Origin of the sequence: Streptomyces corynorhini (assembly GCF_003346515.1) — a bacterium.
GTDB classification, from domain to species: Bacteria; Actinomycetota; Actinomycetes; order Streptomycetales; family Streptomycetaceae; genus Streptomyces; species Streptomyces corynorhini.
The window spans coordinates 12,185-33,247 of sequence record NZ_QQNA01000018.1 but is presented as its reverse complement, the minus strand read 5'-3'; the positions used below and the strand labels follow the sequence as shown (position 1 = coordinate 33,247).

Sequence of the window (21,063 nt, the reverse complement as noted above, 5' to 3'; positions counted from 1 at the left end):
GGGGGGGGAGAGCGGGAGAAGCCGGGGGGGGAGCGCGGGAGGAGCGGCAGGAGCCGGGGCGGGGAGAGCGGGAGAGGGGCACCGGCACATCAGCGCGCCCCACCGGCTCCCGTCCGTCAGGAATCCTCTGCGAGGAGCCCTCGGCCAGAAGTCCTCCGTCAGAAATCCGGCGTGCTCCGTCAGGAATCCGGCGAGCGCAGCACCCTCAGATGCCCCCGGCGCCCGACCTCCACCGGATCCCCGCCGCGCGCGCCCTTGCCGCCACCCTCCGGCGACCGGCGCTCCTGCGGCCGGGCCGCCTCGCGTACGGCGTTGGCGAGGGCTTCGAGATCGTCGCCGCTGGGGCGCGACGGGGGCGAGCCGTCCGTCAGGCGGACGACCTCCCAGCCGCGCGGAGCGGTCAGCCGCTCGCTGTGTTCCGCACACAGGTCGTAGCAGTGAGGCTCGGCGTAGGTGGCGAGCGGGCCGAGGACCGCGGTCGAGTCGGCATAGACGTACGTCAGTGTCGCGACAGCGGGACGGCCGCACGCGGTGCGCGAACAGCGACGTACAGGGCTCACGATGTTGGACGGTACCGCACTCTTGAGCGGGCCGCGACGACTCGCCACCACGTCACCCGCCCGTGTCGCGCCCCCGCGCCCTGCCCGGGTTGGCCGGAATCAACTGCCCTGACCTGCACGGAAAGCGGCGTGACGGAGCGGCGACACCCCGTGACACGGTCGCCACTTGGGACAAAACCCATCATTGATGGTGCGACCGGCGATCGCGGAGGCGTAGGGAATCGAACTCAAGCTTGGCCTGAATGCTCAATATGCGACATGCCGCACGAGGGGGGTCCCGACCGCGATAACGAGATCCTGGGGAGGGCTACCCTGCGTCAGTGATGGACAGTCCCGTACCTCCCCGCCCGGCCGAGCAGGGACCGCGCCGCCGCGACCGGCACGGCCGCGGTATGCGCGGTCCCGTCGCGCCGCCCCAGGTGCCGCTCTCGACCAGCCGCTCGGAGTCCTTCCGCGATCTCGTGCGGGACTCCGTGGACCGGCTGGAGCGGCGCTGGCCCCAGCTGTCCGACGTCGATTTCCTGGTGCTGGAGGTGCCCGAGACGCTGGAGGACACCGTGCCCCTCGGCAGCTCGGACCCGGCGACGAAGGACCGTCCGGCGCGCATCATGGTCTACCGGCGGCCCGTCGAGATCCGCACCAAGAACCGCGACGAGCGCGCGCTGCTGGTCCACGAGGTCGTCGTCGAGCAGGTCGCGGAGCTGCTCGGCCTGGCGCCGGAGTCCGTGGATCCCCGGTACGGACAGGAGTGAGGCCGGGGCCGGGGAGCGGCTACGCGGCGGGTACGGGGCGGGTACCGGGCCGGGGCGTGACCCGCGTACCCAAGCACGCAAGCGCCCAAGCACCCGCTCCCCGTACCCCCTGCCCGAACCCGTTGCTTCCCGGTGCTTTCCCGCTACTTTCCCGGTGCTTCCCGCTACCTTCCCGGTGCTTCCCGCTACCTTCCCGGTGCTTCCCGCTACCTTCCCGGTGCTTCCCGACTACTTCCCGACTACTTCCCGTCGTCCAGGATCGACAGGTCCTCCCTGGCCTTCGGTACGGAGACGGTCCCCCGGTCGTCCGGCATCGTCTGCACCGTGAACATCTCGATGCCGTCCTCCGGCAGTGAAAGCATCCGCGCCGCGTGGACCGGACCGCCCGACTCCGGTTCCACGGTCAGCGCGTACGCGCCCTTCAGCCCGGCGGGCACCGGCGGCTGGACGCCCAGCGTCGTGCCGGCCTTCACGCTGTACGTCTCCGTCTTCGCCTCGCCGCCCCCGCTGCCCGCCGAGGCGGTGACCCTGACCTTCGCGGCCTCGCCCGGCGCGGTCAGGTAGAGCGTCGAGCCCTTGGCCCGGTTGTCCGCCACGGTCGCCCGCGAGGCGATCGCCCCGGTCGCCGGAATGAAGGCGATCTCCCGCTTGTCGCCCTTGCCCCTGACCACGCGCAGCGCCGTGACCACGGGCGCCGCCCGGCTGCCGTCGGCCGGGCCGACGATCAGCGCACCGGCCTCCCCCTTGGTGACGTCGGACAGGTCGAGCGCCGCCGTCATCTTGGACTTGACGTGCAGCGTCTCGTACCCGGCCGGGGTGATCGTGCCGTCGGCGCCCGCGAGCTGCACCTTCAGGTCCGCGTCGTCGCCGCCGGTCGCGAACGCCACCAGCCGCACATCGGTCGCGTCCGCGGGAATGCCCGGCATGATCTGGCGTCCCCCGGCGTCCGCTGCGGCGGTCAGCCAGTCGCTGCCGCCCGCGCTGTCCTCGGCGCGCACCGCCGCGCCGACCCGGCCCGTACGGGTGGTGACGTGGACGGTCACACTGGGGGCGTCGTCCGCGGTCAGGGTGGACAGCAGCACCGGGACGGTGGACCTGGCGGGGACGGGGATGCCCTCCCCCGCCTCCGACTTGATCACGCCGTCCTTCCCGTACAGCTCGATGTCCACGACGGCCACGGAGTCGTCGGGGTTGGTGAGATGTACGTAGTCCTGGCGCGAGCGCTCGGTGCTCGCGCCGGGGAACCAGAAGTCGGTGTCCGGCGCGGTGCAGGTCATACCGAGCAGCCCGCGCGCGTCGCCCACACTCACCGCGGTGGTCTGCTGGGTGGTCCAGCCGGGGGCGAACCTGCCGGTCGCCACGCCGACCAGGGCCGGGACGTCCGCGCCGCCCGCCTCGACGGTGACGGGCTTGCCGGGCTCCTTCAGCGAGACGAACGGCTTCTCCTTGGCCGCGTTCTTCTTCGCTTCGTCCTGCTTCGCGTCGTCCTGCTTGTTCTCGTCCTTCTCGTCCTTCTCGTCCTTCTTGTCGCCCTTGCTGTCCTTGTCGGTGTCCTTCTTGTCGCCGTCCGCGCCGTCGGAGGCGGCCAGGGTGACGGTCGACTTCTTCAGCTCCGCCGATCCGCCCTCCTCCGCCGCCGCCTCACGGTCCGCGCCGCCCTTGCCGGTGGGCGTGACGGAGGTGTACGTCGTCTCCGCCACCTCGGACACGCTCGGCGCCGGGCAGAGCTGGGTGGTGCGCTCCACCGGCAGCCGCGCGGCCGCGCCGGGCGCCGCCGTGTCACCGGCGGCCGGAGCGGTCATGGCGGCGAATCCGGTGATGGCGGCGAGGGCGGTGGCGGCCGCGAGGAGGGAGAGGCTCGTACGGTTCACTGGTTGCTGCTCCCGTCGGGGCGCTGACGCGGTTCGTTGTCGGGGCCTTCGGCGTACGGCTGCTGCTGGGCGTAGCCGTACGGGTCGTAGGACGGCGCGTCGTACTGCTGCTGGCCGTCCTGCTGCTGCCCGTCCTGCTGGTACGGGACGCCGGACTGGTACTGGCCCTGCCCGTACTCGCCCTGCCCGTACTCGCCCTGCGGGTACTCGCCCTGCGGGTACTCGCCCTGCGGGTACTCGCCCTGCCCGTACTCACCCTGCTGATAGTCGCCCTGGGGGTAGTCGCCCCGCTGGTAGGGGTCGGCCGCGTACTGCTGTTGTTGTTGCTGCTGATAGGGCTGCTGCGGGTACTGGCCCTCGCCGTACTGCTGCGCCTGCGGGGTCTGCTGGGGCTGCTGCGCCTGCTGGGGCTCCGGCGGGTACTCCGCGTCCGCGAAGGTGCGGGAGTCCCATTCGTCGTACGCGGGCTGCTGGGGCACGGCCCCGGCCCCGTACGGCTCCTCCGGCGCGCCGTACGGCTCCTCCGGCGGGACGGCGGCCTGCTGCCCCGTGTCGTACTCCGGTCCCCCGGGGGAACCGGGGGCAGGAGCGGGCCGGGGGGCCGCGGCGCTCTCCGGCGCCGCCCCGGACGCCTCCGCCACCTCTGCCGCCGCAGCAGCCTCCGCAGCCTCGGCCGCCTCCGCCGCCGCGCGCAGCCTGCGCGCCCGGCGTCCCTCGCCGGAACCCTGCTGCTCCGGCAGGTCCAGCTCCTCCTCGGGGAGGTCGTCGTCGATCTCCCGGCGCCGGCCCGGCAGGGCGAGCACCAGCAGGACGACCGCGAGCGCGACCTGCGTCCAGATCCACACGGTGTGGGTGAAGGGCTCCTCGTAGGTGAGGTCGAGCCGGCCGCCCTCGGCCGGCAGCTCGAAGCCCTGTGCCCAGCCGTCGACGGTCTTCTTCGTGAGGACCTTGCCGTCGAGCGTGGCCTGCCAGCCCTCGTCGGCCCGGTCAGCGATCCGCAGGATCCGCCCGGAGGCGCCCGCCGGGATCTTCGTGTGCGCCTCGACCGGCTGGGACGCGACGGCCAGCGGCTCGCCCTCGCCCTTGCCGTCGACGATGGTGGCCCGCGAGATCTGCCGGTCCACGCGCCACAGCGCGCTGCCGTCCAGCTGGCTGAGCCGGGTCAGGCCCGGGGTGGCGTCCAGGACGCGGCTCGTCTGCCGGGGCACGCCGTCGCGTACGAGCACGTACCGGATCGCGAAGCCGCTGAGCTGGTCGGTCTGGTCGGCGCCGGAGCCCGCGACCAGGTTCGCGACGATCTTGTCGAGCCGCGCGTCGCCGCCGCCCGACGCGGTCAGCTCGGCGTCGCCGAGCCGGGCGCCGGAGCCGCGGACCAGGGAGTACGCGACCTCGGCCGCCGAGGTGCCGCCGAGGACCAGCGTGCGCGGCTGGTCGCGGGTGATGGACTCCTCCGCGACGAACGCGGGCACCTGCACCGGGTCGCGGCGCTCCAGCGGGCCCGCCGCGCCGCCGATCATCCAGCCGAAGGCGACGATCAGCGGGCCGAGACCGGCGGCGGCGGCGATGAGCGCGGCCACCGGCTGGCGCCAGCCGAAGCTCTGCTCGGCGACCCTGATCCGGGCGCCGTCGGCGCCGAGCACGGCCGCCGCGATCAGCGCGAGTCCGTAGAGCAGGGTGGCGGGACCGGCCCAGCCGGAGTTGTTGGACAGGACGGCGAAGACCAGCGCGACGAGCGCGACGAGCCAGGCCGTACGAATCGCGAACTGCCGCTCGGAGCGGAGCAGGGCCGCCAGCCCGGCCAGCACGATGCCGAGCATCAGGACACCACCGGCCGCCTTCGGGCCGCCGGGGCTGATGCCGAGCAGGTCGAGGGCGGAGGCGGAACCGGTGCCGAACTCCAGGCCCGCCTCCCGGAAGAAGGAGCCCGGGTCGGACAGCAGCGACAGCGACCAGGGCGCGAGCAGCAGCAGCGGTGTGCCGAGCGCGGCGAGCACGCGCGGCGCGTACGTCGTGAGATCGGTCCTGCGCAGCGCGAGGACGCCGACGGCGAGCACCACGGCCATCGGCCACACGACCGGGGTGAAGGCCATCGCGAAGGTGAGCAGGAAGGCGTACGCCCAGGTGGCGCGCCAGCTGCCGCGCGTCTCGCCGTGCGCGCCCTCGCGCAGGGCGTACGCGGAGACGGCGGCGCGGGCGATCAGCGGCAGCAGGACGGCGAGTACGGCCGTGCCGAGCCGCCCGGTCGCCAGGGCGCCCGTGGCGGCGGGCAGGAAGGCGTAGGCGACGCTCGCCCAGGCGCGCAGCAGCCGGGAGGGCACCAGGGGCCGGGAGGCGAAGTAGGCGGTGATCCCGGCCAGCGGTACGGAGCAGACCAGCAGCAGGGTCAGGGCGAAGCCGGTGGAGCCGAGGAACAGCGCGGACAGGGCCGCGAGTACGGCGAGGTAGGGCGGCGCGGTGTCGGTGATGCCCGTACCGACGGGGTGCCAGCCGTCGGCGTAGCGGGACCACAGGTCGGAGACGTCGGCGGGGGCCGGGAGCAGCGCCCCGCCCGCGAGCGCGCCGCCGCCGAACAGGCCCCGGCAGGCGACGACCGAGACGAGCAGCAGGACGGCGAAGAGGACCGGGCCCGGCTTGTGGACCAGCTTCTTCAGCCGGGCGAACTGCTCGACCTCCATGAAGTCGGCGTCGTCGCCGCCGGGTCCTGACTCGACGGCGCCATGGCGCGAGCCGCCGGTGTCGGAGTCGGCGTCGCCGCCGAGGCTCGCGGCGACCTGTTCGACGGTGACGCGGATCGTCGCGCCGGTGGGTGGGAAGAGGGGGCGCAGTTCGGCGGCTTCGACGACGCCCTTGCCGCGCTGCTTGCGGCCGCTGAGGATCCGTCCGGGCCGCAGCAGGGTGCCGAAGAGGCCCATGACCTCGTCGATGGCCTGCCCCGGCGCCTTGCCGACGAGATAGGCGAGGGTGCGCAGCAGGGTGCCGACGACGAGGCGGAACATGACGTACGGGAGGACGGCGGCCCGTGCGTTGACGAGCATCGTGTAGGCGGCGCCGGCCTTGTCGACGCGGTGCGGGTTGACGACGGAGCGGCCCGCGCAGTCGACGGTGCGGCGCTCGCGGGCGGACGCCTCGGCGTGCCGCAGGACGGCGTCGGGGGCGACGAGGACGTGGTGGCCGGCGGCGTGCACCCGCCAGCACAGGTCGACGTCGTCGCGCATGAGGGGCAGGGCACGGTCGAAGCCGCCGAGTTCGTCCCAGACGTCGCGGCGGATGAGCATGCCGGCGCTGGAGACGGAGAGGACGGAGCGGACCTGGTCGTGCTGGCCCTGGTCCTGTTCGCGCCGGTCGAGGCCGGTCCAGCGGCGGCCGCTGTTGGCGATGGAGACGCCGATTTCGAGGAGCTGCTTGCGGTCGTACCAGCCGCGGAGTTTGGGGCCGACGACGGCGGCGTACTCGTCGGAGTCGGCGACGCGCAGCAGTTCGGCGAGCGCGTCGGGGGCGGGCGCGCAGTCGTCGTGGAGGAGCCAGAGCCACTGCACCGGTTCGCCGTGCGGCAGTTCCGGCAGGCTGTAGTTCTCGTCCTGCCAGGTCTTGGTGACCGGGTTCCAGCCGCCCGGCCGCTTCAGATAGGGCAGTTCGTCGGGGGTGAGCACCCCGGCTACCCGGGCGGCCTCGTCGACCGCCGTGCCGAAGCCGGACCTGCGGGCGAGGTGCAGCACGTGGTCGTCGCCGAGCGCCTCGGTGAGCAGTTGGGCGGAGTCGTCGGCGCTGCCGGTGTCGGCTGCCATGACGTTCTGTACGGGGCGTTCCTGGCCCAGCAGCCCGGCGAGGGCGTCGGGCAGCCAGCGCGCGCCGTCGTGGGAGACGAGCACCGCGGTCACGACGTGCCGGGGGAACTCGGGGGCGGTGGCGGGAACGAACGCGGCTGTGGTGGGGGACATTGAGGTGGCGGGCCCTCCGGCCGGGGGGTCGCCCCGAAGGGGCGTTGGAGCGTCTCGGACGGGGCCCCACACTAACGGTAGGAACGGACACCGAGCGCCCGGTCGCCCGATGATCCCGACCGGTGTGCGGGACGGGCGGGGCCGACAGCACAACGGTCCGCCGCCTGCGGGAAAACGCGGGCTGCGGACCGTGTCACACGTAACAGCGGGACCGGCGGGCCTGGCGGCCGTCGGCCGGGCGGCCGGAGAGGGGCAGGCGGCGGGGCGGGCGCGGGCGGAGGCGCCGGGGCCGGATCGCGGCCGTCCAGGATCAGATCGCGGCCTTCTTGAGGCGGCGCCGCTCACGCTCGGAAAGGCCGCCCCAGATACCGAATCTCTCGTCGTTGGCGAGGGCGTACTCAAGGCATTCGGAGCGGACCTCGCAGGCGAGGCAGACCTTCTTGGCCTCGCGGGTCGAACCGCCCTTTTCGGGGAAGAAGGACTCGGGATCGGTCTGGGCGCACAAGGCGCGCTCCTGCCAGCCGAGTTCCTCGTCCGCGTCCTCGACCAGCAGTTGTTGGAACAGCTCGGTCATGTGCGCCCCTCGTCTGTCTATATGCGTCCCCGTGGGTGTGGCCGCTGTCGAGTTCGGCCGAACGACACGAGTGAAATTACAAGTGCGTGGTCTGGGTGGGTCAAGCCGAGATCTGCTATTGCCCCCGGTATTCACTCTGCGGAACCAAGCGTATGCGGAAAGTGTGCAAATCACCAAAAACCTGACACATGCCACTGGCCTGATCGCGGCGCCCTCCTCTCCACAAGTTCGACATGCCCAACATTCCTCACAGGGAAGACGTCACGTCTTCCGCCCCTGTTGCGCACCCGAACGGGGAAGCGACCTGGATCACATTCCCGGAAGGGGTTTGCGCGCACGGTCGCTGCCCCATGTGTCCCGGTCCCCCGATACGCAAACCCCCCGTCCGCCGGAGCGACCGGATGAGGTGAAGAATTACCACCAAACCGGTCATTGAGTTGACATCCGGGACCGGATTCGGGACCTTGGATCCCATGCCAGCCTTCGCCTCGCAGACCGCGACCCACGTCCGTGGATTCCGCAGCGCTGTCCAGGCCCGCTGTTGCTGTTCCAGCTGTTGACGGCCGACGCCTCCAGCCCGATCGCGCTCCGGCCGATCACCCCCCTGTCTCCCGTGCGTACCTGACGCCCGGCGCGTCCACGCACCCCTCGCACGTCCTTATCTCCGAGGAACCACCGCGCCATGAACAGCGACAGCGACCTGCAGATCGCCGGCGACCTTCTTGAGGTCCCGCATCTCCTCCAGCCGGCCCGCGAGCACCCGGTCACCGTGGCCGAGTTCGTCGGCCTCGCCCGCACCCTCGCCGCCGACCGGGACCAGTGGGCGCCGCTGGTGCGCTACGACGCCCTCACCCGCTGGTACCACCGGCTGCGCACCGGGCCCGGCTACGAGGTCTGGCTGCTCTCCTGGGTGCCGGGGCAGAGCGCCGACCCGCACGACCACGGCCCGTCCTCGGGCGTACTGACCGTGCTCGAAGGGAAGCTGACGGAGCGTACGAAGGGCGGCGAACGCACCCTGGCCCCCGGCGCACAGCGGATCCTGGCCCCCGGCCAGGCCCACGAGGTCGTCAACGACGCGCTGGAGCCCGCGGTGAGCCTGCACATCTACTACCCGGGGCTGACGGAGATGCCGCCGCACCCGGCGGCGGCCGTACGGGCCGACGCGGCGGACGCGGCTCCCGCCGCCCAGAACGCCGTACCCGCCTGACCACCGCCCCTCAAGGATCANNAGGATCAGCCTCCGGCTGACACACTTGTCTGTATGCGCATTGTGGTTCTGGCCGGCGGTATCGGCGGCGCCCGTTTCCTCCGCGGCCTCAAACAGGCCGCGCCCGACGCGGACGTCACCGTCATCGGCAACACCGGTGACGACATCCATCTGTTCGGGCTGAAGGTCTGTCCCGATCTCGACACGGTGATGTACACCCTGGGCGGTGGCATCGATGAGGAGCGGGGCTGGGGGCGTACGGACGAAACGTTCCAGGTAAAGGGCGAACTCGCGGCCTACGGCGTGGGGCCGGAGTGGTTCGGCCTCGGCGACCGCGACTTCGCCACCCATATCGTCCGGACGCAGATGCTCGGCGCGGGCTACCCGCTGAGCGCCGTCACCGAGGCGCTCTGCGCCCGCTGGAACCCCGGCGTGCGGCTGCTGCCGATGTCCGACGACCGCGTCGAGACCCACGTCGCGATAGAGGTCGACGGCGAGCGCCAGGCCGTGCACTTCCAGGAGTACTGGGTGCGGATGCGGGCGTCCGTCGACGCCCAGGCGGTCGTGCCGGTCGGCGCCGAGCAGGCCAAGCCCGCGCCCGGCGTGCTGGAGGCCATCGCCGCCGCCGACGTCATCCTCTTCCCGCCGTCCAACCCGGTGGTCAGCATCGGCACGATCCTGGCCGTACCCGGCATCCGCGAGGCCATCGCCGAGGCGGGCGTCCCGGTCGTCGGGCTCTCCCCCATCGTCGGGGACGCGCCCGTGCGCGGCATGGCCGACAAGGTGCTCGCCGCGATCGGCGTCGAGGCGACCGCCTCGGCGGTCGCGCTGCACTACGGCTCGGGACTGCTCGACGGCTGGCTGGTCGACACCGTGGACGCCGCCGCCGTACCCGGCATCGAGAGCGCGGGCATCCGCAGCCGTGCGGTGCCGCTGATGATGACGGACGTGGCCGCCACCGCGGAGATGGCCCGCGAGGCGCTGGCACTGGCCGAGGAGGTACGGGCATGAGCGCGCCCTCGTACCGCGTGCGCGCCCTGCCGGGGCTGCCGGAGGTCCGCCCGGGGGACGACCTCGCCAAGCTCATCGCCGCCACGGGCCCCGAACTGGTCGACGGGGACATCCTGCTGGTCACTTCGAAGATCGTCTCCAAGGCGGAGGGCAGGATCGTCGAGGCGACCGACCGCGAGGCGGCCATCGACGCGGAGAGCGTACGGGTGGTCGCGCGGCGCGGCACCCTGCGCATCGTGGAGAACCGGCAGGGCCTGGTCATGGCCGCGGCAGGCGTCGACGCCTCCAACACCGCGCCCGGCACGGTCCTGTTGCTGCCCGAGGACCCCGACGCCTCGGCGCGGACGATCAGGGACGGCCTGCGGGACACGCTCGGTGTGGACATCGGCGTGATCGTCACCGACACGTTCGGCCGGCCCTGGCGCAGCGGCCTGACCGACGTCGCGATCGGCGCGGCGGGCGTGCGGGTCGTGGAGGACCTGCGCGGCGGCACGGACGCGCACGGCAATCCGCTCTCCGTCACGGTGGTGGCCCTCGCGGACGAACTGGCGGCAGCCGGTGACCTGGTGAAGGGCAAGGCCGGGAATCTGCCGGTGGCGGTGGTGAGCGGGCTGGCCCGGCTCGTCGCGCCCGGCGACCCGGCGGAGGACGCGGGTGCCCGCGCGCTGGTGCGGGACCCGGCCGACGACATGTTCCGGCTCGGCACCTCGGAGGCCGTACGGGAAGCGGTGACCCAGCGGCGTACGGTCCGCGAGTTCACGGACGATCCGGTCGACCCGGGCGCGGTCCGCCGGGCGGTCGCGGCGGCGGTCACGGCGCCGGCCCCGCACCACACGACGCCCTGGCGCTTCGTGCTGCTGGAGTCCGAGGCGTCCCGCGTCCGGCTGCTCGACGCCATGCGGGACGCCTGGACCGCCGATCTGCGCCGCGACGGCAAGTCCGAGGAGTCGATCGCCCGGCGCGTGCGGCGCGGGGACGTACTGCGCAAGGCGCCGTACCTCGTGGTGCCGTGCCTGGTGACGGACGGCTCGCACACCTACGGCGACGCCCGGCGCGACGCGGCGGAACGCGAGATGTTCGTCGTCGCGGCGGGCGCCGGTGTGCAGAACCTGCTGGTGGCGCTGGCCGGGGAGCAGCTGGGCTCGGCGTGGGTCTCGTCCACCATGTTCTGCCGCGATGTCGTCCGGGAGGTCCTGGCGCTGCCGGCGAACTGGGACCCGATGGGCGCGGTCGCGGTGGGCCGTGCGGCGGCTCCGCCGAAGGAGCGGGCGGCGCGGTCGCCGGAGAGCTTCATCGAGGTGCGCTGAAGGCGGACAGCGCATGGTTCGGACGTCTGGTTCGGACATCTGGAACCGGACGTCCGGTTCGGACATCCGGTTCGGACGTCCGGTTCACAGGCGCGCGATGTTCCTGATCTCCATCCGGGGCGCGCGCCGGGCCGGGACCCGGCCGCTGAGCAGGACCAGCCGGACGGCGCGGTGGCGCTGGCCCTCGTACGGCGCGAGGAGTTCCAGCATCGCCGCGTCGTCCGCGTGCCGGTCGTCCGCGAGCGCGTGCCCGACGATGCCGGGCAGATGGAGGTCGCCCACCGTGACGGCGTCGGGGGCGCCGTTGGCCCGCTGGACCACCTCGGCGGCGGTCCACGGGCCGATTCCGGGGATCAGCTCCAGCCGGGCCGCGGCCCGCTCCGGCTCCATCCCGGCCGCCTCCTCCATCCGGCGCGCGACGCGGACGGCGCGCAGGACGGTGGCCGAGCGCTTGGAGTCGACGCCCGCCTTGTGCCACTCCCAGGACGGGATCAGCGCCCACGTCCTGGCGTCGGGCATCACATGGAGCCCCTCACCGGCCGGGCCTGGCGCGGGCTCGCCGTACCGGAGCACCAGCTGCCGCCAGGCGCGGTACGCCTCGACGGTCGTGACCTTCTGCTCAAGGACCGACGGAATCAGTGATTCCAGGACGAGTCCGGTCCGGCACAGCCGCAGTCCCGGCCTGCGCCGCCGGGCCTCCGCGAGCACGCGGTGGCGCGGGGTGAAGGCGTCCGGGTCGTCCGCCGCGCCGAGCAGCTCGGGCAGCTGGTCGAGCAGCCACGCGGCCCCGGGGCCCCACGCCTCGGCCGCCACGTCGCCGCCGCTCCTGCCGACGAGCAGCGTCCCCGGCCCGTCGGGCGTGAGGCAGGCACGCCGTACCGTCCCGTCCGCCCCGGCGCGGAACGTCGGGTCACCGGGCCCCCGGCGCAGCGGCCCCAGCACGAGCCCGAGGTCGTAGGGCCCCTCCGGCGGTGTCCAGCGCCGAGTGAGCCCACGGGCCCGCGGCACGGCCGCACCGCGTGCGGGGCTGACGGGGGCGGAGCGGGGAGCGAAACGACCGGCCACGGGACCGAGCGTACGGGGTGTCCCTCGCCCGGCCCCTCCCCGCCCGGCCGCCCGACGGGGCATGCCTGGGCATGCCTGGGCATGCCTGGCGTTCACGCGGTGGCGCTGGAGGACGGCGCGGGGAGCGGGGTATCGGCGGACCAGAAGTCGGACCGCACGTTGGGGCGGGGAATCTCGACGCCCTCGTAGCTGGGGCCGTTGGGCGGGGTACTGGGAGCGTCAACCTCGGACTTCCGTACGCAGGGGGTGTTGACCTCCAGGTACGCCTGCCCCTTGTCGCCAATCGTGAGATTTACCCCGAACCCGTTGGGTGTTGTGGCGAAAATCGCGGGGGAATCTTTGCTCTCATTAACCGATACGATCTTGTATCCACTTTTCTTCCAGAAATTCTCGATCACACCGAGAAAGTTTCCGCGTCGCTGTTCGGAGATCACCGTCATGACCGTTCGACGACGAGTCACATCACAGGCCCCCGTCGTAGTGTCGTCATGAGCCCACTGGATTTTCGGCTTGACTGCCCCAATTGTCACGTCCAGAATCTCGTCAGAATACTGCGCCGCGCCCCGCATATCCATGGCCGAATCACTACCCTTCCCGCCGCCCCTCGCCATTCCGCAGCCGGAGAGCAGAACGCCTGTCATGACGAGGACCGAAAAACGGCGTACCATCCACTTCATCGCCATGCCTCACCCTTGATCCCTTCAGCCTTTCCGGCAACAATCCTGGCGATATTGTCCGCCGAGATTGCATCCCGTTCCGGCGTGAAGTACTGACTGTGCGCGTCAAATCCCCCCAGATCGAAGACGGGGCGAGGCCCGTTGTCAACCTGGAAACGTGTGGCCCCGAACGCCTTGCTGGCCGGGTCTTTCCCGAAGTAGAGATCTTCGCTCTGGAAACCGACCCCTTTTGTTACCGGCCCGGGCGGCAAACCAAAATTCGCAGCCAGCGCTCCGACTCCGGCCTCTTGCTTAGTGGGAAGATGCGTCACCGGGTCGTTCTCGGCCGCCCCAACAAACACATGCCCCTCACCCACCCCCAGGTCTTCGGCCTTGCTCACGCCGGTACCGGGGCTACCGACAAGGATGATGTCATCGACTCCAGGAATCCCGCCGTCCCGCTGTGACGCCGTACCCACGGTCAAAGAACCGTACGAGTGACCGATCGCCGTAAAATGCGAGTCCTTGTGCTCATTCGTAGCCACCAACCCACTCATGAAAGAATTGTAGAGCGGGGCACCTTTCTTGGCGCTGCTCTCCGATGCGACATCCGCGCTCAACGGGGCATCATAACCCAGCCAAATAATTGCTGCACTGGACTCATCGTATTTTTTGGCACCCTTGGCGGTGTCCAAGGCCCGTTTCATCGTCCCGTTAACGAATTCCTCGTCCAGCCTGTTCGACAGCCCCGGCACATAGGCAGATACATTCCGCGAGGTGTCCGGGTTTCCGTACGACACAATGGCCCTGCCGTTTCCCTCCGCTCCGATGCCCAGCAGGTACATGGGCGGTCTGGTCGGCTCGCTCAGCTTCTGTTCGATGCCACGCAGTGCGGCCAGCTTGGTTTCGGCCCCGCCACCACCCTCGCGTTCCAACTCGTCGATCAGCAGCGGGAGATAATTACGGTTGGCCTCGTCCCGCGCCACCGCCGGAATTCCGTCGAGGTAGCCGACCAGGTCGGGCGCGACGTCGATGTATTCGCGTTGCTGTTCTTCCGACAGGGCGTCCCACCATGCCTTGCGTTCAGCGGGGGACTTGTTTTCGGGGATTCCCTGTTCCAGGTAGCGGCGGGCCGTGTCGCGGACCGCCGCCGTGTCGCGGGCTACGTCGGCGAAGGTCGCGGTGGTGACGTCGAGGCCCTTGGCCGCCTTGAGTTTGCGCAGCGCGCGGGCGTAGCGGGCGTCGATTTCACCGGCGGAACCGACAGCTCGGGCCACCCTGTCCGCGATGGCTCGGGCCTCCGCGGCGTTCGGGTTGGGGATGCTGAGAGGGCCAGGGGCGGCAGGGGAAGGACGCGGATCCAGAGGGAGACGGGTGGTGCCGTTGGCCGAACCGCCCAGGTGGTCCTGCGCACCGAGCAGGCCCTCGGTCGTGGCTGCCGGATACCTGACCGAGCCGTCCTGCTGAACGGTGAAGCCCAGGTCCGCGGCGTCCTGAAGGGCCTGCGTCAACTGCTTCTTCGGGGTGGCGAGTTCCGTGGTCAGGCCGTTGAGCGTGGTGCTGATCAGGCCGGCCTCGGCATGGACGTACTGGAAGTTACGGCTCAGCCGCTCAAGTCGTCCGAGCGCCGCTCGGGACGACTCGCTCTCCTGTGTCTCGCGCAGCTTCGCCGACATCGCGCTGTCCGTGGCGTCACGGTCGGAACCGGCCCGGCTCGACACCTCACTCCAGCCGTCCCCCGCGTCCTCGACCTCAGAGAGGTTCAGATCCCGCAGTTGTTGCCAGGTCAGTGCCGCCCCGGTCAACGGCTTGCCTCGCTCTTGGCTTCCCTCGGCACCTTCACGCGGCGTACCGCCTTCTGCGCGTCCGAGTCGGCCTCTCCCAGCTCCTTCGCCACGGTACGCAGCGCGCCTTCGAGGTAGTCGCACTCACCGCGTACCGACGTCAGCCGCTCCTCCCAGGACTGCCGTACCGCCACAAGTGCCGCCACCGCGGACAGTCCACTCCCCGCGGACGCGACGGACTCGTGCGCCAGGCCGAGGCGGACGCGGCTTTTGTCGCTGCTGGCGCTCAGCTTCCCCGCCGTACCGGAGGCGCTGGTCCACGGCCCGTCGCTGTGCTTCAAGCTGTCCCCGGCGGGTGAACCGCTCGCCGAGGACAGCGACATCCGTGTCCCCGGGCCCTCGGCCGGAGACAACTCGGCCGGAGACAATCCTGACAGGGCGAAAATCTCCTCCCACCCCTGCGAACGTGACACAGCGGCCCCTCCCCACTTCCCCGGCTCGCCCCATTCGGCTCGCCCCCCAGCGAAGGTAACTCAACGAGTGGGTACCGATGCAAGCTGTCATCCATGCTGGTCGGCATGATGATCGGTCAGCCGTAACAGCCATCGCGGAAGCGCACAAGAGTCCGCTTACTCAGCTCACCCACGACGGCCCGCTCAACTGCCCGCGGTACGGGACGAGCGGCACGCGACGTCCATCGCTCGGGCCAACGCGGATGCGGAGGGAGCGCAGCACACCGGACGCCGTCGCCCCCGCCCTTTGGGCAGACAGCGCTACCTCGAAGACAGGGCCTTGTAAGGTCTTTCGTTTGGATCAGGCCGGATGAGGGAGCGGGGTCTGGTGCCGTGGATCGCGAGGCGGAGGAGGGAGCCCACGCGGAGCGGATGGGGTCTCCCCTGGTCGAGCGAAGCCGAGACCTTGGGGATGACCGACGACCACGCGGCGAGGCGCGGTGCCAGACCCCGCGAGCCCGGCATGATCCAAACGAGAGGCCCTAGGCGCAATACCAGTGACTTTGCAACTTCCGGAGCCACCGGAGAACGGTCTTTACGCAGGTGAGACAGCCGGACCGGTTCCTATGTCACTGGTATTGGCCCTAGGCGTCCGAGGAGAACCGCACCGCCCCCGCCCCCAGCACCGCGTCGCACCACACGCGCACCCCGTCGCGCAGTTCGTTGTCGGGGCCCACCGTCGCGCCGTCGCCGACGACCGCGCCCGTCAGCACCGTACGGGCGCCGATCCGCGCGCCCGCTCCGATCAGCGAGTCGGTGATCACCGCGCCGGGCGCCACGACCGCGCCGTCCAGGACGGCGCTGCCCGCGATACGGGCCCCGGCGCCGATCACGGCGGAGGCGCCGACCACCGTGCCCGCGGTGAGTTTGGCGTCGTCGGCGACGGAGGCGCCCGGCAGGACGAGGCGTTCCCCGCAGCGGCCGGGGAGCGCGGGGGACGGGGCGCGGCCGAGTACGAGATCGGCGGAGCCGCGTACGAAGGCGGCCGGGGTGCCGAGGTCCAGCCAGTACGTGGAGTCGACCATGCCCTGGAGGTGGGCGCCGTCCGCCAGCAGTCCGGGGAACGTCTCGCGCTCCACGGAGACCGGCCGGTCCCCGGGTATGGAGTCGATGACCGAGCGCCGGAACACGTACGCCCCGGCGTTGATCTGGTCGGTGACGATCTCCTCGGGGGTCTGCGGCTTCTCCAGGAAGGCCGTGACCCGCCCGTCGGCGTCGGTGGGCACGAGCCCGAACGCGCGCGGGTCGGCGACGCGGGTCAGATGGAGCGAGACGTCGGCCCCCGACGCGCTGTGCGTGGCGACGAGCGCCCGGATGTCCAGGCCCGTCAGGATGTCGCCGTTGAAGACCAGTACGGGGTCGTCGGGGCCGGAGCGCAGCCGTGACGCGACGTTTCTGATGGCGCCGCCCGTGCCGAGCGGATCGCGTTCGGTCACGTACTCCAGGCTCAGCCCGAGGGCCGAGCCGTCCCCGAAGTACGGCTCGAAGACCTCGGCGAGGTACGACGTCGCGAGCACGACGTGCTCGACTCCCGCCGCACGCGCGCGCGCCAGTTGGTGGGTGAGGAACGGGACACCGGCCGCCGGGACCATGGGCTTGGGCGTGCGCACGGTCAGGGGCCTGAGCCTGGTGCCCTTGCCTCCGACCAGGAGGATCGCTTCTGTCAACGTGTGGTCTCCGCTTCTCGGGGTGGTCTCGGGGCCGGTGGTCCGGGGGCCGCGTTCTCGTACGTACATGGATACCCGCGCGCGTCCCCGGAACCGACCGGCGCCTCCCCGGCCCCGCCGTCGCCGCCGCCGTCGCCGGTCGGCGGCGGCCGGTCAACGGCCCTGGTAGCGGGCCGCCGCGGCGCGGACGGTGCCGAGCCTGCCGTAGAGACGGCTCCCCGGGCATTCGGTGGAGAATCCGTCTCTGTGCCCGGAGATGGTGTTCATGCCGACCCGGGTTCCCTTGGCGTACTTTCCGCTTCCCCCCGAGGTCAGTGTGACCTTGCCCTTCGGATTGACACCGTGCAGCCCCAGCTTCCACGCGGTGAGTTGGGCGACAGCGGTGGTGGCCGCCTCCGGCGGGTTCGTACCGCTGTACGTCCCGAGGACCGCGATGCCCACGGTGTTGGTGTTGAAACCGAGTGTGTGCGCGCCCAGTACGGGCCTCGCCACGCCCCCGGCACGCCCCTCGTAGATGTTTCCGCATTTGTCGATGGCGAAGTTGTAGCCGAAGTCGCGCCAGCCGCTGCTCCTGACGTGGTAGCGGTAGATACTGCGCAGGACGGAGGGCGCTTCCTTGCAGGTGTAGTTGTTGCCGGTGGCGCTGTGGTGGACGAAGGCGGCCTTGACGGTGCTCGTGTAGCCGAACCGCTTCTCGCGCAGCGACTCGTCCGCGCCCCAGCCCCTGCGGGTGACGATGCGCGGGCGCGGTGCGGCGTATTTCCTGGCGGCGGTGTCGGTGACCTCGGCCTCGGCCTCCGCCTTGGTGAGGGCCGGGATCTCGCGGGCGCCCAGGGTGACGAGGCCCTCGTTGGCGGCCGAAGTGTCGGATTCCTCCAGGGACATGGGGGCGGCGGGGGCGCGCTCGGCCTCGGCGAGGGGGCCGGTCGCGCCCGAGTCCGCGGTCCCGCCCGCCTCGCCTGTGCTGCCCTTGCCCACGGCGTCCGTACCGCCGGTGTCCGCCGGCTCCTCCCCCGGGTCGATCAGCTCCAGCCGCAGCCCGCGCGGGAGCAACGCGCGGGGCGGGCCGCTCTCGCCGTCCTCCTGGACGGCCCGTACGCGCAGCTCCACGCCGTCCGAGCCGCCGACCCAGAGCGGGGCGGTGGAGCCGTGCACGGTTCCCGAGTCGCGCTCCTGGGTGCCGGGGTCGGCGCCGTGTTCCTGGTTGTGCGTCTCCAGGTCCTGCCAGTCGGACCAGACGTGGGTGGCGGTGGCGCGGGTACGGACCTGGACGGTGCCGTGGAACTCGGCGTCGGCGTCGTCCCAGACGACGCCGAGCAGCGAGAAGGGCCGCACGTCGCGGCGGGCCACGCCCTGTTCCCGCGCGGCGTCCGGTGAGCGCCGGGTGGCGAGGGGGGTGAGCGGGAGGGACTGGGTGGAGCCCGGCACGGCCGCCGCGCCGGTCCGGAGGTGCGGCTGGTCGGGGGCGGTCGCGGGGCCGGGTGCGGCGAGCGCGTCCGACGGCTGCGACAGGGGGAGGAGCAGGGCGGCGGTGCACGCGACGCCGATCGAGGTTGCAAGGTAGGCACGCATGTGCCGATCCTGCGGGCGGCGGCGCCCGCGCGCCCGCCGGGAAAACTGACGGCCCGTCGGTCCAACCGGTGTACGCAGTCACCGGTACGGCGGTGGTGCCACAGCGCCCCGGCGTACCCTGTGCCGCGTGAACGCCACCGACCGTACCCCCGCCGACCTGCTGCGATCCGCTCTCACCACGGATCCGGCCCGCCCCTTGATCACCTTCTACGACGATGCCACCGGTGAGCGGGTGGAATTGTCCGTGGCCACCTTCGCCAATTGGGTGTCCAAGACGGCCAATCTGCTCCAGGACGAGCTGTCCGCCGGTCCCGGCGACCGGCTCGCGCTGCTGCTGCCCGCGCACTGGCAGAGCGCGGTGTGGCTGCTGGCCTGTTCCTCGGTGGGGGTGTGCGTGGAGATCGGCGGCGATCCGACGGCGGCCGATCTCGTGGTCAGCGGCCCTGACACGCTGGACGCGGCGCGCGCGTGCGGCGGCGAGCGGGTGGCGCTGGCGCTGCGTCCGCTGGGCGGCCGTTTCCCGCAGCCTCCGGCGGGGTTCGTCGACTACGCCGTCGAGGTGCCCTCGCAGGGCGACCGCTTCGCGCCGTACGCCCCGACGGACCCGGACGCGCCCGCGCTCGTCGTCGGCGGTACGGAGCTGACGGCGGCCCAACTCGTCGCGCGGGCGCGGGAGAACGCCGCGGAGCGCGGGCTCGGGCCGGGCTCGCGGCTGCTGTCGGGGCTGTCGTACGACAGCTGGGAGGGGCTGTCGGCCGGGCTGTTCGCCCCGCTCGCGGCGGGCGGATCCGTGGTGCTGTGCCGGCATCTCCCGACGCTTCAGGGGCAGGAGCTGGAACAGCGTGTGACGAGCGAGCGGGTCACCCACCGCGCGGTGTGATCCGGCGGGACCGGGCGGCAGCGGCGTCGGCGTACGTCCGCAAACCGCCCGTCCCGCACACAACGGACGGGGGTGGCCCGGCCGTAACCAAACCGAAGCACATGATCGGCAATATGTGCGATCTCTCGTACAACCAAGGGCGGCCTCAGTCCGTCTACGACATCAACCGGCGGCCCAGTGCGCCGCCGACGCCTTGAAGGATGGACGAAGACGTGACCGAGAGTGCTGGCGCGCCGCCCGAACCGGACGAGAACTCCGGGATCGGGTCCGGGAACAGATCCGAGAGCGACGCGGCGGCCGAGGACAGAGACGTCACGGCTCCCGCTGACGGCGGACCCCGGCGCGGCGCCGAGCACCAGGCACTTCTCACCGCCGTCGCCTCCGCGATGGCCGCCGCCGTGGCCGCCGCCACGCCCGCGGGCGGACCGGCCGGCACACCGCCGATACCCGGCGCGCTCCCCGCGCCCCTCAAGCCGCGCAAGCGGCACTGGCTGCGCTGGGTGGCCATCGGCACCTCGGCCGCCGTGCTCGCCGTGGCGGGCACCGGCTGGTGGTTCTACCAGCGGCTCGACTCCAACATCACGACCGATACCAGTACCGCCGCCGAACTTCAGACGTACGAGAAAGAACGGCCGAAGCCCGTCGTCCTCGACGCGGAGAACATACTTCTCGTCGGCTCGGACAGCCGGGCCGGCAAGGGCAACAGCAAGTACGGCCGCGACGACGGCGGTTCGCAGCGCTCCGACACGACGATTCTGCTGCATCTGCCCGCCGACCGGAAGAGCGCGACCGCCGTCTCCTTCCCGCGCGACCTGATGGTGGAGATACCCAGCTGCAAGCGGTCGGACGGCTCCCGTTCCCGGCCGCAGTCGGCGCAGTTCAACTGGGCCTTCGAGTTCGGCGGCGCGGCCTGCACCATCCGTACCGTCGAGAAGCTCACCGGGATCCGGGTCGACCATCACATGGTGGTCGACTTCCAGGGCTTCAAAGACATGGTGGACGCGGTCGACGGCGTCCAGGTCTGCCTCAAGGAGTCGGTGGACGACAAGGACTCCAAGCTCAAGCTCTCCGCCGGCACGCACACGCTCGACGGCGAGCAGGCGCTCGGCTACGTACGGGCGCGGCACAGCCTCGGGGACGGCAGCGACACGCAGCGCATGGACCGGCAGCAGCGGTTCCTCGGCGCCCTCTTCAAGAAGGTGCAGAGCAATGGAGTGCTGCTCAATCCGACACAGCTCTATCCGGTGCTCTACGCGGCGACGAAGGCCATCACGTCCGACCCGGGGCTGGGCTCGCTCAGCGACCTGTACGACCTGACGCGTTCCATGCGGAGCGTGCCGACGGACAAGGTGCAGTTCCTCACCGTTCCCCGGCAGCCGTACACCCAGGACCCGAACCGCGACGAACTGGTGCAGCCGGCCGCGGACACGCTCTTCGAGCAGCTGCGTGAGGACACCGTTGTCACCGTCGTCCCGAAGCCCGCGGAAGACGACGGGAACGGCGAGGAGAGCGGTGACGGGAGCGGTGACGGGAGCGGTGACGAGAACACCGGCGGAAAGAGCGACGGGAAGAGCGACGGGAAGGCCGCCGATTCCGCCGCGGGCAAGACGCGCGAAGACGCCGTCTTCCAGGGGACAAATGCCGCGGCGGGCGTATGTGAGTAAAGCAATTCCCAAAGAGAGCGCCACAGTCCACGGAGATTGACCA

General features: G+C 71.6%; 16 protein-coding genes. 6 read left to right on the top strand and 10 right to left on the bottom strand.

Annotated elements, in window-relative coordinates; translation table 11 throughout:
• Positions 1-179: 179 nt before the first annotated feature.
• Positions 180-608 (bottom strand): DUF3499 domain-containing protein, encoded by a 429-nt coding sequence (locus DVH02_RS03245; RefSeq protein WP_114622133.1) that lies wholly within the window; start codon positions 606-608, stop codon positions 180-182.
• A gap of 275 nt (positions 609-883) precedes the next feature.
• Here DVH02_RS03245 and DVH02_RS03240 point away from each other — a divergent pair, with 275 nt between their 5' ends.
• Positions 884-1,312, top strand: a complete 429-nt coding sequence (locus DVH02_RS03240) for a metallopeptidase family protein (protein WP_114622132.1) — start codon at positions 884-886, stop codon at positions 1,310-1,312.
• Positions 1,313-1,551: 239 nt separating this feature from the next.
• Here DVH02_RS03240 and DVH02_RS03235 read toward each other — a convergent pair whose 3' ends face one another.
• From DVH02_RS03235 to DVH02_RS03225, 3 genes are all read right to left on the bottom strand, one after another.
• Complete coding sequence (locus DVH02_RS03235; RefSeq protein ID WP_114622131.1) at positions 1,552-3,183, bottom strand: DUF5719 family protein; 1,632 nt, start codon at positions 3,181-3,183, stop codon at positions 1,552-1,554.
• Entirely contained in the window at positions 3,180-7,121 is a 3,942-nt protein-coding gene (locus DVH02_RS03230; RefSeq protein ID WP_114622130.1) for a glycosyltransferase, read from the bottom strand. Before DVH02_RS03230 ends, DVH02_RS03235 begins: the two co-directional genes overlap by 4 nt.
• A gap of 310 nt (positions 7,122-7,431) precedes the next feature.
• The gene (locus tag DVH02_RS03225) at positions 7,432-7,695 is read right to left on the bottom strand and encodes a WhiB family transcriptional regulator (RefSeq protein WP_014046372.1); all 264 of its coding nucleotides are present in this window, start codon (positions 7,693-7,695) and stop codon (positions 7,432-7,434) included.
• Positions 7,696-8,377: 682 nt separating this feature from the next.
• Here DVH02_RS03225 and DVH02_RS03215 point away from each other — a divergent pair.
• The 3 genes from DVH02_RS03215 (at position 8,378) to DVH02_RS03205 (ending at position 11,220) form a co-directional block, all read left to right on the top strand.
• Complete coding sequence (locus DVH02_RS03215) at positions 8,378-8,902, top strand: cysteine dioxygenase (protein ID WP_114622129.1); 525 nt, start codon at positions 8,378-8,380, stop codon at positions 8,900-8,902.
• Positions 8,903-8,956: 54 nt separating this feature from the next.
• Complete coding sequence (cofD, locus tag DVH02_RS03210; RefSeq protein ID WP_114622128.1) at positions 8,957-9,913, top strand: 2-phospho-L-lactate transferase; 957 nt, start codon at positions 8,957-8,959, stop codon at positions 9,911-9,913.
• Positions 9,910-11,220 carry a coenzyme F420-0:L-glutamate ligase gene (locus DVH02_RS03205; RefSeq protein ID WP_114622127.1) on the top strand — a complete coding sequence of 437 codons (1,311 nt, stop codon included), beginning with the start codon at positions 9,910-9,912 and terminating at the stop codon, positions 11,218-11,220. The genes cofD and DVH02_RS03205 overlap by 4 nt, the downstream gene beginning before the upstream one ends.
• Positions 11,221-11,304: 84 nt before the next feature.
• Here DVH02_RS03205 and DVH02_RS03200 read toward each other — a convergent pair whose 3' ends face one another.
• The 6 genes from DVH02_RS03200 to DVH02_RS03175 form a co-directional block, all read right to left on the bottom strand.
• Positions 11,305-12,285, bottom strand: a complete 981-nt coding sequence (locus tag DVH02_RS03200) for a DNA-3-methyladenine glycosylase family protein (protein ID WP_114622126.1) — start codon at positions 12,283-12,285, stop codon at positions 11,305-11,307.
• Positions 12,286-12,377: 92 nt separating this feature from the next.
• Complete coding sequence (locus tag DVH02_RS03195) at positions 12,378-12,968, bottom strand: hypothetical protein (protein ID WP_325051324.1); 591 nt, start codon at positions 12,966-12,968, stop codon at positions 12,378-12,380.
• Entirely contained in the window at positions 12,959-14,746 is a 1,788-nt protein-coding gene (locus DVH02_RS03190; protein WP_114622125.1) for an alpha/beta hydrolase, read from the bottom strand. The genes DVH02_RS03195 and DVH02_RS03190 overlap by 10 nt, the downstream gene beginning before the upstream one ends.
• Positions 14,743-15,066 carry a hypothetical protein gene (locus DVH02_RS03185; RefSeq protein WP_233518013.1) on the bottom strand — a complete coding sequence of 108 codons (324 nt, stop codon included), beginning with the start codon at positions 15,064-15,066 and terminating at the stop codon, positions 14,743-14,745. The genes DVH02_RS03190 and DVH02_RS03185 overlap by 4 nt, the downstream gene beginning before the upstream one ends.
• A gap of 755 nt (positions 15,067-15,821) precedes the next feature.
• On the bottom strand, positions 15,822-16,904 hold the full coding sequence (gene manB / locus DVH02_RS03180; RefSeq protein ID WP_233518012.1) for a mannose-1-phosphate guanylyltransferase: 1,083 nt from the start codon (positions 16,902-16,904) through the stop codon (positions 15,822-15,824).
• Positions 16,905-17,057: 153 nt separating this feature from the next.
• A complete protein-coding gene (locus DVH02_RS03175; protein WP_114622122.1) occupies positions 17,058-18,476 on the bottom strand; it encodes a peptidoglycan recognition protein family protein in 1,419 nt (472 codons plus the stop codon).
• 127 nt (positions 18,477-18,603) lie between these two features.
• Here DVH02_RS03175 and DVH02_RS03170 point away from each other — a divergent pair, with 127 nt between their 5' ends.
• Together DVH02_RS03170 and DVH02_RS03165 are read left to right on the top strand one after the other, a co-directional pair.
• Entirely contained in the window at positions 18,604-19,356 is a 753-nt protein-coding gene (locus DVH02_RS03170) for a TIGR03089 family protein (protein WP_114622121.1), read from the top strand.
• Positions 19,357-19,556: 200 nt separating this feature from the next.
• On the top strand, positions 19,557-21,020 hold the full coding sequence (locus DVH02_RS03165; RefSeq protein ID WP_114622120.1) for an LCP family protein: 1,464 nt from the start codon (positions 19,557-19,559) through the stop codon (positions 21,018-21,020).
• Positions 21,021-21,063: the final 43 nt, after the last annotated feature.

Coding starts and splice junctions, on each gene's coding strand:
- DVH02_RS03215 (WP_114622129.1), top strand. CDS start 8,378: ATGAACAGCGACAGCGACCTGCAGATCGCCGGCGACCTTCTTGAGGTC.
- DVH02_RS03230 (WP_114622130.1), bottom strand. CDS start 7,121: ATGTCCCCCACCACAGCCGCGTTCGTTCCCGCCACCGCCCCCGAGTTC.
- DVH02_RS03240 (WP_114622132.1), top strand. CDS start 884: ATGGACAGTCCCGTACCTCCCCGCCCGGCCGAGCAGGGACCGCGCCGC.
- DVH02_RS03225 (WP_014046372.1), bottom strand. CDS start 7,695: ATGACCGAGCTGTTCCAACAACTGCTGGTCGAGGACGCGGACGAGGAA.
- cofD (WP_114622128.1), top strand. CDS start 8,957: ATGCGCATTGTGGTTCTGGCCGGCGGTATCGGCGGCGCCCGTTTCCTC.
- DVH02_RS03195 (WP_325051324.1), bottom strand. CDS start 12,968: ATGGCGATGAAGTGGATGGTACGCCGTTTTTCGGTCCTCGTCATGACA.
- DVH02_RS03205 (WP_114622127.1), top strand. CDS start 9,910: ATGAGCGCGCCCTCGTACCGCGTGCGCGCCCTGCCGGGGCTGCCGGAG.
- DVH02_RS03165 (WP_114622120.1), top strand. CDS start 19,557: ATGGACGAAGACGTGACCGAGAGTGCTGGCGCGCCGCCCGAACCGGAC.
- DVH02_RS03175 (WP_114622122.1), bottom strand. CDS start 18,476: ATGCGTGCCTACCTTGCAACCTCGATCGGCGTCGCGTGCACCGCCGCC.